We start from the raw sequence: 15,018 nt of genomic DNA on the forward strand, positions 1-15,018 counted from the left end.
CATCGGCAGGAAGGTTATGACACATAAATGCATGGAAGAGCTGTTGAGTGGGAGGGTTATCTATGTCAATACCTATACAATCGCATCATTCCTCTAAGGAGCTTAAGATGCTCCAGTTACAAAAGCTGAATCAGCTGTTGGTTCACGTAACTCATTTCAATGAATTCTATAAGGAAAAATTAGAATCTGCGTGTTTGCCGCTTTGTTCGCTTGATGATCTACGTAAACTTCCCTTCACCACGAAAAAGGAACTTGTAGCAGAACAGGTGAATTATCCGCCGTTTGGGCGTAACCATACCTACGAAGAGTCTCAATATGTCAGGTATCATCAAACATCAGGGACCACCGGACGGCCTCTGAAAGTATTAGATACTCAGGAGAGCTGGGATTGGTGGCGTGATTGCTGGGTAGAAGTATTCAAAGCAGCGGGTGTTGACCATCACGACCGGGTGTTCTTGGCTTTTTCTTTTGGACCGTTTATTGGATTTTGGTCTGCATATGAAGCTGCAAAAAAAATTGGTGCTCTGGTAATTCCAGGCGGTGGACAGTCTTCTCCGGATAGGTTACACAGTATTATCGAAAATAAAGCCTCAGTTTTGTTATGTACGCCCAGTTATGCTTTGCATTTGGCGGAGTTAGCCAGTGAACAAAACCTAGATATTAAGAATTCACGTATTGGCAGACTTATTTTGGCCGGTGAACCAGGGGGGTCTATTCCATCCGTGCGGGTGCGGATTGAAAGTTCGTGGAATGCCAAGGTGTATGACCACGTGGGTATGACGGAAATGGGTGCTTACGGGTACTCCTGCTCTCATCAAAATGGACTTCATATTAACGAAGCGGAATTTATAGCCGAAGTCATAAATCCTCAAACTATGGAGCCGATGGAAGAAGGGGAGAATGGAGAGTTAGTGCTTACAAACTTGGGCCGTTTAGGGTACCCTCTCATTCGTTACCGGACTGGAGATCTAGTCAAGAAGACGAGTAAATTGTGTGACTGCGGCAATGAGTACCGCCATTTGCCGGGAGGAATCGTGGGACGGGCTGATGACATGGTTGTCATTCGTGGAATCAATATCTATCCCCAGTCTATCGAGGCTATTGTGCGGGAGTTTTCGGATATCAGTGAGTTTCGGATCGTGTACTACACTGAGGAGGAGATGAATCAAGTTAAAGTTCAAATTGAGACAAATGTGCATGATGTGAAGAAACAGCTTGAAAAATTGCTGCGGGAAAGAATCGGCTTAAGATTTAATGTCGAAATTGCTGAGCCTGCTTCACTACCCCGGTTTGAGATGAAATCCAGACGGGTACTGGATGAACGCTTAAGAATAATGTCTTAAATAATGTCGTATAGTGAGGGAGGATTAATAATGAGCAAGAAAGCAGCTGGGGGCTGGCAACATTACCATACGATATGGGCAATGCTGTTTTAAGGGTGGGTTTTTTCCTATGCTGATCGTACGCTTACAGGACCTGTTGTTACCTGGATGATTGCAAACAATGTTGGCTTTTTGCACGCTGCGGCAAATCCACATGCTTTGGTGGGCTTTTGGGGAGTTTGTTTTTTGCGGGTTATATGCTTACTCAATTTCCCGGAGGGTATTTCGGGGACAAGTTTGGTTATAGAACGATTATTATCATCAGCATTTTTTGGGCAGGGATTACGACATTCTTAACAGGACTCACAAGCGGTCTGGTTGTTTTTATCGCCTTACGTGTTCTGACCGGTTTAGGAGAGGGAGTTTTTTATTCAAATGATCGTTCCCTGATTGCGCAAATTACCCCACCCCAAAAATTGGGTCTAGGCATGGGTGTAGTTATAGGGGGACTTCAGTCGGCTTAACCGCTGCGCTTATAGGTACCATTTACTTGATTAATTGGGCTAAGCCGATGATGGGGCTTAATGCGTGGAAGGATCCATTTCTGATGCTTGGTGTTACCACTTTCATAATTGCCATGATCATCTCCAAGTTTATAAGATCTTATACTCCAGGGGAAAAGGGAGGGGAACCCTTTGCCAAGGCACTCCTTAGCCTTATCAGGTATTCACTGGTATTTCTAATCGCCATTATGGCAATCTACTTTTTGACCAACAGTTTAGGACTTTCGGATGTTGCGATTTCCTTCACTCTAACGGGTCTGGTGCTCCTCCTGATCGTGTTTATTTATAAAAATAAGGCTCGGGAGGTTAAACCCGTCCTTAAAAATCCGAACCTCATTCTTATTTACCTTTCAGCAATCCCCATTCTGTGGCACCTTTGGTTTTATGGGTTTTGGTCTGTAGCAATTGTCAAAGATTTCGGGGGTGGAGCTTTGACTTCGGCAGCGCTGGTAGCTTCGTTTAATGCTGCCGCCGGGCTTATAGGTTTTCCAATCGGAGGAAGGATCTCGGATCACATGGCACATAAGCCAATGGTCGACGCAATGTTTTGATGGCTCTTACCGCAGCACTTACTGTATTTATCTTTATCTTTGCTGGATATGTGATGTCAGGAAGAAAAGATAAGGTAATAATGTCTCTCATTCTCTTCATTTCCGGCTTGATTTTTTTCGCTTTACAGTCCGTGTCGCATGCTCTTACGGCTGAAACCGCTCCTGAAAAACAACGGGGGGCAGCCTTTGGTATGTGGAATCTAATTGCGGAAATTGGCGCTGTTCTATCGCCGGTTATTTCAGGGGCATTGCGTGACAGCACAGGGGGCTGGAGTACACCTCTGATTTTAGACGGGGTGCTGATGGGAATTAGCTGCCTCCTGATTATGGGTGTGGGTTCAAGGGTATTTCAAGTGCAGGAGAACGAACACCCTGTGGGGACTGACATTTAGGATGAATTCGCACTGCGCATAGGACTAGTGGGATAAAATAATGCCGCTCTAAGCTGTTATTAGGCTCTGCTTAATAACAGCTTTCATTTTTGGCAGAAAATCCAGGTGTTCAACAACAAATTCACCACTGTTTACCCTGAGAAACAGACCGTTCACGCTGAGATTTGTGTCGCCGATTAAAAAGAGACTGATGCACCGATTCTTTCCTGTTAATATTTTAATGGGCTGCCATATTCGAGAAAACTATTTCGCTGTCATTTTCCCGTGCGCTAGAAGAATGCCTAAAACAGTTTTCGCATCTGTAAATTGTCCTGCGTAAGCCATATGAAGTGCGTGTGTCCACGAAACTCGTTCAAGTTCAACAAATTCTTCTTCATCAGGAGACAGAGTGTCCCATACTAAGTCGTTACTCCAGAAAAAATGACCGTACTAAAAGCAATTCCTCTTCATGAATAGCTTCAATAGCTACTGTACTAGGAACTTTTATGATTTCCCGCGTAGACTCTTGCCCGTTCGGTACCCGGACTTGATCATGATTCGATTTTATCTCAGGGACAAAAAAGTTGTACTGATTAGTGTCTGAACCAATTAAATTTATCTATAGTAGGTAATTTAATGAACGCACGTTTACCCAGATAAGTAATAGACTTTGCAGAGTATAGGGAATAAACTTGTTAAAAACATTCTGAATATTCAGGTATCTTACCCGCGTATTTAAGGAGGTAAGAAAACTAATGGATTTGGAATGGCTGAAGCTTCAAGATGCCGTCACAATTTATCCACGCGATGGCCTGATTTCTCTGCGAGATAACAGATTGCTGTTATTTCATGCGGATGCGTTGAGTCAATTAAAAGATGAGCTTATCAAAAGCCTTGGCTATGACTTAGCCAGGGGGATTCTGGCACGATTTGGCTATCGCTGCGGGTTTAACGATAGTCAGAGTTTCAAGCATCTTTTTGATTTTGAATCTGATGCCGAGTGGATGTTGTTTGGTCCTAAGATTCACACCCTTGAAGGCATGGTGCGAGCCACGAATGAGGTGCTGGACTATGATCGTAGTCTGGGGCATTTTTACATGCGCGGCAAATGGGAATTCTCCTATGAAGCGGAAGAGTATCTAAAAATGTATGGGAGCAACTCAGAAGCGGTCTGTTGGACTCTCGTCGGATATGCCAGTGGCTACTGCAGCGGATTTTTCGGCCAGGAAGCGGTTTGTGTAGAAACTAAATGTGTGGCTAAGGGTGATCCCTATTGTGAATATGAGGTTAGGGCTAAAGACGAATGGGACGGTTTAGCCGATAGAAATTGGTTTGATCTGCAGCCGAATACCGCTGTTAAAAGCCTGCAGTATATGCTCAAAGAGGAAAGGGAGCGCATTAATCAATGGAAATTTCTCAATGAACTTACCTTACATTTATCGAATGGCTTGAATTTTAACGAATCTGAAAAAGAGTTTTATCATCAGGTTTGCCAGTTGGTAGCTTGCGATAAAGCCTTGCTCGTGCTCAAAGAAGAGGATTCCGAGGCTTCACGTATTTTCCGTTATGACTTGGTTCCCAACCTTGCTTCCGAATATCGGGGGCTAATAGAAGGAACATTAGGGAATATTATGGCAGGTGGTGTGACCATCCGCCTTAACGGGTCCCAACTTCCGACAACGGGAGCCTTTCTTGGTATCAATAATGACCTGCTTGGGGTTCCCCTGGTATTGAAAAACCGTCAGTTAGGATATTTATTTGTGGCCAATAAACTCTCAGGAGAAGGTTTTACGGAATATGACGAAAATCTGCTATCGATGTTAGCGGTACAAGTGGCGATGGTGATGGAAAACACCAGACTATACCGCTTGACCGATCGTCAATTGCAGGAAAAGAATTCTGAACTTAAGCAAGTGAACGAACATTTGGTAAAGCAACAGAAATCTCTTCAGAAGTCCTTAGATCTGCACGATAAACTCACAGGTCTGGTTTTAGAGAATTTAGGTTTGAAGCAGATTGTTGAGGCTATCTCACACACGCTGGGACTCCCTGTGCTGATTGAGGATGCTGATTTTAGGATCTTAGCTTCAGCTAAGATTACAGAACAAATGGCTTCTTCCGAATTATTGGCTATGTTTCCGGCAGAGAGCCACGAATTGTTTTCCAAAAAGCAAACGATTGTTATTCAAACAGTCAACTCCTTAGGGGAACAAGTTCGGCGCTGCCTTACACCGGTGATGGGTGGTAAAGAAATTCTTGGTTTTCTTACGGTAGAACTTAGAAATACTCAACTCACTGAAGAAAAAAGAATCATTTTACGTGATGCCAGTATCGTTATTGCCTTGGAAATACTCAAAATGAAGGTTTTAATCGAAAATAAACGCAGTTTCGTCAAAAACCTGTTGGATGAATGGTTATACAGCGAGTCATTCAGTGAGGAACGGGTATTGGATCTAACGGTTAAACTGGGCCTGAAACTTGAGTACCCAATCAGCCAGCTGGTCTTAGACTTTGAAGGGGATCGAACCGGGTACATGAGCAAATGGATTAAAGAAGCGCTGGATATCATTCCAGCCAACGGTGTGATGGGTTTTGAGGAAAATAGGATTATTGCAATGGTTTATCAAGACAAAGGAAACAAAATGATTGAATCAATTATGCAGGAGTTCATCAAAGGATTGGAGTCTATACCTTACTTAGATTGGTGGATTACCATCGGTGCCAGCAGCCTTAGCATTTCAGAGGCAAGAGAGAACTATAAAAATGCGAACGCAGCCAATAAGATTATGAAGAATTTGAAGAAGAACCACACCTGCTTTAGGTACGAAAAGCTCGGGATCTATGGCATGTTGGGAATTCACCCCGAGCGGTTTGTATGGTTTGCCAAGAAACTTTTGGGAGAAGTGATAGAGTATGACGAAAAACACAAAACGGAGTTAGTTCAGACTCTGAAACTTTACTATCAAAACAATCAGAATATCCAGGCGACAGCGCGACGGGGATTCATCAATGATGGGACCTTAAAATACAGGCTTAAGAGGATTCAGGAAATCTCAAAACTTGATTTGGCAGATCCGGAAGTTAGTCTTCAAGTACAGATGGCGTTAAAGTTTTTATAAAAGCTTGGAGGGACTGTTAATGAAGATTTACGAGCAGATTTTTACTTTGGCATCCCCTTATTTGCAGACAAGGGGTAATGAAATCCATGTTCCTGTTTCCCGGGGATTCGCAGAAACCTTATTACAGGAGGAAAAAGGGGATTCTAAAATCGTCATTCCTGCAGTCTTGCTCCACGATGTTGGGTGGAGCAAATTAAGCGAAGACGAACAGCTTAAGGCGTTTGGACCGGGCAATTATGATAAAGACCTAAATCGGATTCATGAGGTTGAAGGAGTTAAAATCGCTAGGGGAATTTTAGATCAGGTGGGCTACAATTCCGCACAATCCGAAGAGATTTTGGCTATTATCGATGGACATGATTCCCGCCTGACACCAATTTCCGGCAGTGATCAAATTGTCAAAGATTCGGATAAACTATTCCGGTTTAGTGCAGAGGGGTTAGCTTTTTATCTGGCACGGTTTGGCCCGGATATCCCAGAACGCCTTAAATGGCTGGAAAGTAAAACGGATCGCTGGTTTTTTACTGCTTCTGCCCGGAGAATTGCTCTACAAGAATTAGAAAGACGTTTTAACGAGGCAGGAATTTAAGATAATTTACCTAGAGTGGCTAAGCTTTGACTGAACTTTTTACCCAGTGTGTGAATAGCCGATCATATTTATTAGGTGTAATATAACACTAATAGTAACTAAAAATTCAAAATATTGAAAATTATCACACGAGGAGGTGAAGTTGAGTATGCGCAAGACGGTAGGCATTTTCAGCACCCTGGATACCAAGGCGGCTGAGACTTATTTTCTAAAAGCCCAGATAGAAATGCGGGGATGCGACACGATTGTTTTAGATCTGGGAACCAGGGGGCTGGCAGGAATCCCGGCAGATGTGACGAGGGAAGAAATTTTTGCACGGGGCAACATTGGTGATGGAGCCTTTGCCGCTGAAGACCGGGTGAAACTGGGAGAAATTATGACCGCTGGGGCCAGCGCCAAGATTAGCGAGCTTTATGCTGCCGGTAAAGTGCAGGGTGTCATTGGAATCGGTGGGGCAACCAATTCTCTGATGGAAACGAATATCATGCGCACGCTGCCTTTTGGGGTGCCGAAACTAATGGTTTGCAGTGTGGCAGCCGCTCAGGGATTAGCCAGCCGGTATTTTGGCACGTCTGACATTGCGATCTTACATTCTGTTGTAGATTTTACCGGATTAAATGATTTAATTCGTGATGTTTTGGAGCGGGCGGCGGGCTCTATTGTGGGCATGGTACAAAAATCTGAAGAAGTCGTTAAAATAAAATCTAATAAATCCAAAAAGTTAGTTGCGATGACTCAGTTAAGCCTGTGTGAGCGCACGGCAAGCCTGGTCCGTGAACGCTTAGAGGAAGAAGGTTATCAAGTGATTGGCTTTTCTGCGACAGGCGTTGCAGATAAAGCAATGGAAGAATTAATCACAAAAGAAAACATGTTCGCTGCAGTGATTGATCTGGCTCCTGGGGGAGTAGGAGAACAAATTTTCGGGGGAACGCGGGCAGCAGGACCCAATCGGTTGGAGGCTGCGGGCAAAAACGGAATTCCTCAAATCATTGCTCCCTGTGCCGTAAATTTGATGACTCCGCCACGCAGCAAATACAAACCTGATTATTACCAACGGCAGAAATATGATTTAGATGCTCTGCGGACATTTTTGCGGCTAAATGATGAAGAACTCTTAATTGTGGCCCGTACCATGGCCCCAAAACTTAATCTTGCTAAAAGTCGGGTAAAATTTCTTATTCCTCTCAAAGGATGGGCTTCTTTCGATATTGAGGGATGTGCTGTCTATCAGCCAGAGAGTGATTCGATTTTCATTCAGGAAATAAAACAACAGGTTAAAGATCATGTAGAAGTTATAGAAGTGAATGCAAACCTGGATGAACCGGAATTCGCCGAAGCTGTACTTAAGGCATTTAAAGAAATTATGGGAGATTCGATGTTGAGGAGGGACGCAGGGTGAAACCAGTTCGTTACAGTGAAGAACAAGTGGAGGATTATCGGGCTAAAGGATATTGGACAGATGAGGTTTTTGCGGATTTTTGGGAGAGGAATGCGAGGGAATATCCAGATAAAGAAGCATTGCTTGATTCTAAGGGTTCACGCCTTACGTGGGCCCAAGCCAAGGAACAAACAGACCGGGTTGCGCTTAAATTTATCGAGTGGGGTATTCCCCAAGATGCCAGGGTAGTCATTCAATTGCCAAACTGCGTGGAGGGGTTTGTGGCCAGGGTAGCGTGCGAAAAGGCCGGAGTTATTTCCATGACCTTAATGCACACTTTAAGGCATAAGGAACTGTTAGAGATCATTGGCTTGATTGAGGCCACCACCATCGTAATTCCCTATATATATAAAAACTTTAATTATTACGAAATGATCAAAGAAATTCAAGAATCGTTGCCTCTCTTAAAAAATATTATTGTTATCGGATCCGATGTACCTGAGGGGGCTTTGCCATTTGAAAATATTGTAAACGAACCGCTTGAGGAAAAATATCCCCTGGATTTGTTAGTCAGCCGTCGCCTGAATCCAACTCATGTAGGATTTTTAACGACAACAACCGGTACAACCGGTGTTCCTAAAGTTGTAGAACAGACAATGGCCGCGCGGTTGTGGAGCACTAAAAGTCATGTCAAGAACTGGAGACTTGGACCGGACGATGTTGTGTGTGCGGTTGCACCTGCGGCCGGTGCGGCGGGAGGAACTCCTACCTATTTCTGCGCTCCGCAGGTTGCGGCCAAGATAGCACTCTTATACGAGTATACTGCTCAAAAGGCGTTAGAGTTCTTTGAGCAAGAAAAGGTTACAATTCCCTGTGTGGTTCCTGCACAGCTGGCGCAAATGATTCAGGAACTGCCTAAGAGCCATAACCTAAAATCAATTCGAGCCGTGCGTTGTTCCGGTGGTTATCTCTCCCCAACTCTCGCTGAGGAAGTTGAACGGTTGTTGGCAGGACCAATTTTAAGCACGTATGGATCGCAAGACACGGGATCAATTTCCGGAATCTCCGCCACTGATTCGGCAGAAAAACGTCGTTCAACAGTCGGTCGGCCTCTGCCCGGAAATGAAATTAAACTCGTCGATGATGACGGGAACCGCGTGCCTCAAGGTGAGGTGGGGCAGCTATATTTCCGCGGCCCCCAAAATTCCAGCGGCTATTATCGGGATCCGGAAAAGACATTTTCCGAAGCGTATGATGCAGAAGGCTGGGCTTCTCCGGGTGATCTTGTCAAGATTGACGATGATGGGTTCATAATGATTGCGGGACGCAAGAAAGATATTATCATCCGCGGCGGGCAAAACATTTATCCCGGCGAGATCGAAAATGCTCTGATGTCCCATCCCAAAGTTTCGAATGTTGCAGTGGTAGCTATGCCGGACCGTATCATGGGAGAGAAGGCCTGTGTTTTTGTGATTCCGGCTGAGCGCCAAGATCCGTTAACCTTTGAAGAAATGGTCGATTATTTAAAGACCAAAAAGCTTGCCAACTACAAATTGCCTGAAAGGCTGGAAATAGTAGAGACATTCCCCCTGGCTTCTGAGTCAAAGATTAACAAGAAGGGCTTGCGTGAGATAATAGCCGGGAAGTTGAAGCAGGAAGGGAAAATAGCAGGCTAAGACCCACGAGGTGAGTAATACTCCGGGGACAGGCCGGGTAATTCAAGCCTGGGGGGTGATTTGACAAGACCCTGGCACTGTTAAGGATGAAATAGGACATAAAAGTTAAAATTTAAGGAGGAGAATTATTTGAACAGCGAAAATTTGGAATTCAGTGATCATCAAGTGGAGTGGCTGCCAGAGAGAGCCTACCGCGAAGAGGACTCCCAAAGGTTATGGTTCCATGATAACCTGCACAATACCCCTCCCATCAGTCCCATGGGGGCATCAGTCTATCACTGGCCGCGGGGAGCCCGTGTTGCCTCGGAATACTTTACTTTTCCCTATTCTGAGGGTTTTGACTTTGTCCTTTACTACGGGCGCATCTTCCCCGGACCTGTGCCTATTGCAGATCCCGAGGTGATACAGGCCAAAGAGCCGGTTTTCGGTGCCAAACTTAAGGATATGCTGGATAACTGGCCTAAACGCTATGCGGACATTGTGGAGGAATGGACAGCTTCCCTCAGCTATTTGAAAGGAATAGATAAGAAGACTCTGCCTACGGACCGGTTGATCACGGTGCTCAAAGACGCGGTGAAGATATCCAAGCGCAGCTGGGAGCTGCACTTTATTGCCATGTACCCCTCCATCTTCGCCTATATGACCTTTGAGGCGATCTGCCAGAAGCACGGCATCGAAGAAAGGCAGATGCGCACTTTTCTGCAGGGGTTTGAAACCAAAATGTATGAAATCGACCGGGGATTGTGGCGTTTGGCGGATTTGGCCAGCGAATTGGAACTGGTAGAAGAATTCAACGAGATTTCCAGGCAGGAAGAGTTGCAGGAACGGCTGGGCAGCAGCACCAAAGGCAAGCTGTGGCTGGGCAAATTCAACGACTTCCTGGCCAAATACGGGCGCAGGACCACGGCTGCTCTCTTCGATCCCTACTACAAAACCTGGATCGAAGATCCCATGCCGGCCTTTTCAACCATTCAAACTTATATCCTGAAAGGCGGCTTCGACTTCGAGGAACACACCGAAAAGATAATCCAGGAGAGGGACGAGTACATCGCCAAGACCGTGAGTGAAATTCCGGCGGAGAACAGGGATGAGTTCCTACAGGCTCTGAAGCATGCCCAGTACTCCTATCCTTTCAACGAAGACCACAACTTTTATGTGGAGCAGTGGACCTACTCTGAACTGCGTTACGCCATCCAGGAATGTGGCCGCCGCCTGGCTCATTGGGGATTCTTCGATAAGACTGATGACGTGTTCTTCATGACCATCGACGAACTGGAAGAAGTTATGGAAGATATCGTTCTGGACAAAAAAATTGCCCTGGCTGAACACCAGCCGCGGGTGAAGAGCATGGTCGAGCGGCGCAAGACCGTTTGGCAAGCGCTGCACGATGTGAAAGTGCCGACCATTATCGGCACCGTGCCCGAGGGCAGGGTCGACGATCCGGTGTTTATTAAGATCTGGGGCATGACCAACGAGGTTATCAGGGGACAGGCCGTACCTGAAATCGATGTAGAGAACAGGTATGAAGGGTTCCCAGGTGCCCCGGGAATCATCGAAGGAACCGCCAAGGTAATATATGGGTATGAAGGTTTCTCTCAGATCATGCCTGGCGATGTACTGATCGCACCCTTTACGACCCCGGCCTGGACGCCTCTATTCTCTAAGATTAAGGGTGTGGCTACCGATAGTGGAGGGATGCTGGCCCATGCCGCAATTTGCGCTCGGGAATACAACATTCCGGCTGTGGTCGGCACAATAACGCGGGGAAAAAGAGTGACAGAGGGCGTAAAGACAGGGGATCGTGTCCGCATTAATGGTACCAAAGGCGTGGTAGAGATTCTTGACGATTAGGAGGAGGGGCTAAACATGATCCGCTTTCTGGAAGAATGTTCGAAGGAAGATGTTTTTCTGGTAGGGGGCAAGGGCGCAAGTCTGGGGGAACTGAGCAAAGCAGGCAAGCAAGTGCCGCCTGGGTTTTCGATCACAGTCAACGCCTACCGCAAATTTGCGAACATTGCCGGGATTAATGAATTACTGACTGAACTCATGTCAAAAGGACGTGAAGTTTCAGACGATAGATTAAAGACAGAATTCTATCCGTATATTGAAAAGGCCCGGATACCGCAAGAGGTCGAAATAGCGGTTCGCAGCGCATACAGGCAGTTGTGCGAGCGAACAGGAGACAATGTATTAGTGGCTGTGCGCTCCAGTGCTACGATGGAAGACAGCGCGAACACGAGTTTCGCCGGGCAGCATGAGACTTTCCTAAATGTGTACGGTGAAGACAATGTGTTGAGCAAGACTCTTCAATGCTGGGCAAGTATGTTTTCCAGCCACGCGCTGCATTATCGTTCGAGCAATGAAATTAATTTGGACGACGAAGCGATGGCAGTAGTGGTGCAGAAAATGGTGAATGCTAAAGTCTCAGGCGTGGCTTTCACTGTTGACCCTGTGAGTGGGAACCACGACCGTGTGGTGATTGATGCGGCTTGGGGTCTTGGGGAAGGCATTGTCGGAGGATTTATCACTCCGGATCATTTCGTGGTGGACAAAAAAACTTTGGAGATTAAAGAACAGTGGATCTCACCCAAAACCATGGAGTTTATTCGAGATCCTAACTCCGGCGAAACGGTACCGTGGGAAGTACCCAAGGAAAGACAGAAGATTTCGTGTTTGACAGCAATGGAGATCAAATTGTTGGCTCAAACAGCTATGTCTATCGAAGGACATTATGGCAGGCCGCAGGACATTGAGTGGGCCTTAGACAGAGATGTTCCTTTCCCCAGAAATCTGTTGATTCTCCAAAGTAGGCCGGTTACAGTCTGGGGAGGGATGTCTGCGAATGACAGGCTTGTCTCCAATCACTAAGGGAATATTAAATGTCTTAGGCGATTCACCTGCTATTTCCTGAAGATTATGAATTTAGGAGGAGCATTTTATGGCAATTAAAGACTTAAGAGATTTCATTAAGGAATTAGAGGCACAGGGTCAATTAATGAGGATAAAGACCGAGGTAGACTGGAATTTGGAGCTATCTCATATCGCTAAAGTAAATGAAGAAAAAAATGGCCCCGCACTCCTGTTCGAGAATGTTAAGGACTACAGTATTCCGGTTTTTGTAAGTGCCCTCTCTTCTACTCAACGTCTTGCGCTCGCTATGCATATGCCTATTAATACCACGCTCAGCCAGATGGCCAGGGAGTGGGTCGACCGGACCAAAGAATTGATTCCCCCCGTATGGGTCGAGACGGGCCCTGTTAAAGAAAATATTGACAAGGGTGACGATGTAAACCTTTTTAAGTTTCCGGTGCCCAAATTTTATGAAATGGACGGCGGGAGATATATTGGCACGTTTGTCAGTGTTATTACGAAAGATCCGGAGACAGGCTGGGTGAACTTGGGGACTTACCGCATGCAAATTCTTGATGATAAAACATGCGGCATCCAGTTGATCAAAGGAAAACATGGCGACCTTCACCGCATGAAATATGCCAAGCTGAACAAGCCGATGCAGGTCGCCGCAGTTGTTGGCTATGACCCTCTAATGTTCTTGGCGTCAAGCACCCTCATTGGGGCCGGGGAAGATGAGTATAACTATATCGGTTCCCTGCGCGGGTTCCCCGTGGAAGTCGTTAAGGGCGAATATGTTGATCTGCCTATTCCTGCTGGTGCTGAGATGGTGATTGAAGGAGAGCTGTGGCCTGAGAAGCTGAGGGATGAGGGGCCCTTTGGTGAATATACAGGCTACTATTCCGGCAAGGGTACAGTGCCAAGGCACTACATCGACGTTAAAGCTGTCACCTATCGTAACAACATGGTGTTCCATGCTACAACGGTGGGTCGCCCCGTGACTGATACTCACATGATTCAAGCGATGAACAGAACGTCCACACTCTGGGCTGATCTTGAGGCTATGAAGATCCCTGGTATTCAATCCGTTTATATTCCTCCTGAGTCCTGTGGACGCTTTATGGCTGTTGTCTCAGTTAAACAAATGTATCCTGGCCATTCTGCTCATGTTGGAAACGCGGTTATCTCTACGTCCACCGGTTCTTATGGCATAAAAGTTGTGGTCGTGGTCGATGAAGATATTCCGGCTGATGATATGGGCCGTGTCATCTGGGCGATGAGCACCCGCATGGCACCAGGAAGAGGGGTTCAGATTATCTCTCGTGGGCGCTCGACTCCTCTTGATCCATCTTTGCCTATTGAGAACAGAGATATTACATCCAGAATAATCATGGATTGTTGTATTCCCTATGAATGGGAAGAAAAACCGATTAATATTGAACTAACTGATTCAGTTTTAGATAGTGTTCTTGAAAAATGGAAAGATTATGGTTTTCAGGAGTAATAGGGGTCAAATTAAGCTCTAGAAGCTGGGAATAAGATCCCAGCTTCTGCTCTCTTAAGAAAACGACTGTTTACCACTCTAAATCAACATTTTATCAGAATTTACTGACAACCGGTGTGTTTGATGGTATAGTATTCCCATACTGAAAGATTGTTCTTTATAGGAGACTTAAAGGGGGGAAAGCAGTGTACTTGCCGGATTTTGATTATTATGCGCCGGAGAGTGTGGAGGAAGCTTGTTGGCTGTTGGCTGAACATGGGTCTAAGGCTAAAATATTGGCAGGCGGGACAGACCTTTTACACAAGATGAAGCACGGTGAGCTAAGCCCGGAAGTGATTATTTCCCTGAATAATTTGGGGGCATTGAAGGAAATCAGGTATGAGAAAGGTACGGGAGTAGTGATCGGAGCCAGGGCAACGCATAATGAAATTGCCAATTCTCCGATCATTCAAGAGAAGTATCGTTCTGTAGCCGAAGCTGCACATCATATGGCAAACAATCAAATTCGCCATCTTGGGACAGTTGGAGGAAATATTGTCAATGCTGTGCCTTCTGCTGATTTGCCGCCGATTCTGATCGCTTTAGGCGCAGTGATAAAATTGGTGGGGGTGGCAGGGGAGCGAACCATGCCGCTGGAGGAGTTTTTCCTGGGCGTCCACCAGACACAGATCAAAGCAGATGAGGTCTTAACCGCAGTGATGATTCCGGACCAAGACTCGACGGGCAGCACCTATATCCGTTTTGGGCTGCGCCGGTCCGGAGCCTTGGCTGTGGCCGGGGCTGCCGTGAGTGTAACAATGGACGGGGAAATCTGCCACGAGGTGAAGATTGTCTTGGCTGCGGCTGCGCCTGTGCCCATGCGGGCTAAGGCGGCTGAACAGGTGTTTAAAAACCAAAAAGTCACGGATGAGTTGTTGGAAGAAGCGGGGGTGCAGGCGGCGCATGAGAGCAGGCCACGTACCAGCATCCGGGGTTCAGAGGAATACCGTAGGGATTTAGTACGGGTTTTAACCCGCAGGGCCTTACGGAAGGCAATAAATGAGGGAAATGTCTAAGCAAGCATAGATTGCATTGGATTAATGGATTTTTGAGAAA

At 46.1% G+C, this 15,018-nt stretch carries 12 protein-coding genes; all 12 read left to right on the top strand.

Annotated elements, in window-relative coordinates; translation table 11 throughout:
- Nucleotides 1-62: 62 nt before the first annotated feature.
- The 12 genes from ACYQ2N_RS19720 (at nt 63) to ACYQ2N_RS19775 (ending at nt 14,978) form a co-directional block, all read left to right on the top strand.
- Nucleotides 63-1,343: a phenylacetate--CoA ligase family protein gene (locus tag ACYQ2N_RS19720; RefSeq protein ID WP_460001122.1), complete on the top strand. Its 1,281-nt coding sequence runs from the start codon at nt 63-65 to the stop codon at nt 1,341-1,343.
- A 209-nt stretch (nt 1,344-1,552) separates the two neighbouring features.
- A complete protein-coding gene (locus ACYQ2N_RS19725; protein WP_460001123.1) occupies nt 1,553-1,846 on the top strand; it encodes an MFS transporter in 294 nt (97 codons plus the stop codon).
- 26 nt (nt 1,847-1,872) lie between these two features.
- On the top strand, nt 1,873-2,436 hold the full coding sequence (locus ACYQ2N_RS19730; RefSeq protein ID WP_460001124.1) for a hypothetical protein: 564 nt from the start codon (nt 1,873-1,875) through the stop codon (nt 2,434-2,436).
- Nucleotides 2,436-2,828: an MFS transporter gene (locus tag ACYQ2N_RS19735; RefSeq protein WP_460001125.1), complete on the top strand. Its 393-nt coding sequence runs from the start codon at nt 2,436-2,438 to the stop codon at nt 2,826-2,828. Before ACYQ2N_RS19730 ends, ACYQ2N_RS19735 begins: the two co-directional genes overlap by 1 nt.
- Nucleotides 2,829-3,562: 734 nt before the next feature.
- Entirely contained in the window at nt 3,563-5,926 is a 2,364-nt protein-coding gene (locus ACYQ2N_RS19740; RefSeq protein WP_460001126.1) for a XylR N-terminal domain-containing protein, read from the top strand.
- A gap of 19 nt (nt 5,927-5,945) precedes the next feature.
- Nucleotides 5,946-6,515: an HD domain-containing protein gene (locus tag ACYQ2N_RS19745; RefSeq protein WP_460001127.1), complete on the top strand. Its 570-nt coding sequence runs from the start codon at nt 5,946-5,948 to the stop codon at nt 6,513-6,515.
- Between the two features lie 148 nt (nt 6,516-6,663).
- Nucleotides 6,664-7,914: a Tm-1-like ATP-binding domain-containing protein gene (locus ACYQ2N_RS19750; RefSeq protein WP_460001128.1), complete on the top strand. Its 1,251-nt coding sequence runs from the start codon at nt 6,664-6,666 to the stop codon at nt 7,912-7,914.
- Nucleotides 7,911-9,569, top strand: coding sequence for an AMP-binding protein (locus tag ACYQ2N_RS19755; protein WP_460001129.1), 1,659 nt, complete (start codon nt 7,911-7,913; stop codon nt 9,567-9,569). The genes ACYQ2N_RS19750 and ACYQ2N_RS19755 overlap by 4 nt, the downstream gene beginning before the upstream one ends.
- 129 nt (nt 9,570-9,698) lie before the next feature.
- Nucleotides 9,699-11,420: a PEP-utilizing enzyme gene (locus tag ACYQ2N_RS19760; RefSeq protein ID WP_460001130.1), complete on the top strand. Its 1,722-nt coding sequence runs from the start codon at nt 9,699-9,701 to the stop codon at nt 11,418-11,420.
- A 15-nt stretch (nt 11,421-11,435) separates the two neighbouring features.
- Nucleotides 11,436-12,437: a PEP/pyruvate-binding domain-containing protein gene (locus ACYQ2N_RS19765; RefSeq protein ID WP_460001131.1), complete on the top strand. Its 1,002-nt coding sequence runs from the start codon at nt 11,436-11,438 to the stop codon at nt 12,435-12,437.
- A 70-nt stretch (nt 12,438-12,507) separates the two neighbouring features.
- Complete coding sequence (gene ppcB / locus ACYQ2N_RS19770) at nt 12,508-13,923, top strand: phenylphosphate carboxylase subunit beta (RefSeq protein ID WP_460001132.1); 1,416 nt, start codon at nt 12,508-12,510, stop codon at nt 13,921-13,923.
- Nucleotides 13,924-14,108: 185 nt separating this feature from the next.
- Nucleotides 14,109-14,978, top strand: a complete 870-nt coding sequence (locus tag ACYQ2N_RS19775; protein ID WP_460001133.1) for an FAD binding domain-containing protein — start codon at nt 14,109-14,111, stop codon at nt 14,976-14,978.
- Nucleotides 14,979-15,018: the final 40 nt, after the last annotated feature.

The organism is Paradesulfitobacterium aromaticivorans, assembly GCF_054657415.1.

Coding starts and splice junctions, on each gene's coding strand:
- ACYQ2N_RS19720 (WP_460001122.1), top strand. CDS start 63: ATGTCAATACCTATACAATCGCATCATTCCTCTAAGGAGCTTAAGATG.
- ACYQ2N_RS19735 (WP_460001125.1), top strand. CDS start 2,436: ATGGCTCTTACCGCAGCACTTACTGTATTTATCTTTATCTTTGCTGGA.
- ACYQ2N_RS19740 (WP_460001126.1), top strand. CDS start 3,563: ATGGATTTGGAATGGCTGAAGCTTCAAGATGCCGTCACAATTTATCCA.
- ACYQ2N_RS19745 (WP_460001127.1), top strand. CDS start 5,946: ATGAAGATTTACGAGCAGATTTTTACTTTGGCATCCCCTTATTTGCAG.
- ACYQ2N_RS19750 (WP_460001128.1), top strand. CDS start 6,664: ATGCGCAAGACGGTAGGCATTTTCAGCACCCTGGATACCAAGGCGGCT.
- ACYQ2N_RS19765 (WP_460001131.1), top strand. CDS start 11,436: ATGATCCGCTTTCTGGAAGAATGTTCGAAGGAAGATGTTTTTCTGGTA.
- ppcB (WP_460001132.1), top strand. CDS start 12,508: ATGGCAATTAAAGACTTAAGAGATTTCATTAAGGAATTAGAGGCACAG.